Here is a 597-nt window from a genome sequence, read left to right as displayed (position 1 = left end):
GGCGGACAAGCACATGGAGGGCGTCCGCATGACCCGCTGGCTGCTCTCCCCCCTCCCCACGTTCCTGCTCTGGCGCCGCATGAAGCTGTGGGAGCTACGCTCCTACGACCAGGTCATCAAGCTGGAACAGGAACGTCTCGTCTACCAGGCCCGACTGCGCTCCCGCTTCGGCCGCGCCTGGCGCCGCAAGGCCCCGGTGGAGTCGCTGATGCCCCTGCGGCTGGCGAAGTACGGCGTCCCGCTGGTGGACACCGCCCCGGCCGGCCTGGCGGCAGCGGGCATAGAACCGGCCCTGATACCGGCGCCGGAGTCGGCCGCGGCTCCGGGCGGTCGTGCCGTCGGGGGCGGGCCCGTCGCTCAGCCGACGGCGCCTCCCGGGGGGCCGCGCCCCGAACTCCAGGGCCGGCAGAACCCCGAACAGCCCGGCCAGGCGCAGGACCCCGAGCAGAGCCCCTGGTTCAATGCCCAGCAGCAGCTCGACTACCACGGCGGCTATGACCCGGCCTACGCACCGGATCCTTCCTACGTTCCCGAGGAAGAGCACTGGCGGTGGTACGAGGAGCAGCAGCAGCCGGAGCAGTACCAGGGCCCGGTCCC

At 72.4% G+C, this 597-nt stretch carries 1 protein-coding gene; it reads left to right on the top strand.

Annotated features, from left to right (window positions below; all coding sequences use genetic code 11):
- A partial coding sequence (locus VXC91_RS46655) for a DUF2637 domain-containing protein (protein ID WP_329513374.1) occupies positions 1–597 on the top strand: 597 nt, incomplete at both ends.

The sequence above is a fragment of the Streptomyces chiangmaiensis genome, assembly GCF_036281785.1.
GTDB classification, from domain to species: domain Bacteria; phylum Actinomycetota; class Actinomycetes; order Streptomycetales; family Streptomycetaceae; genus Streptomyces; species Streptomyces chiangmaiensis.
This window is presented reverse-complemented; position numbering and strand designations above follow the sequence as displayed.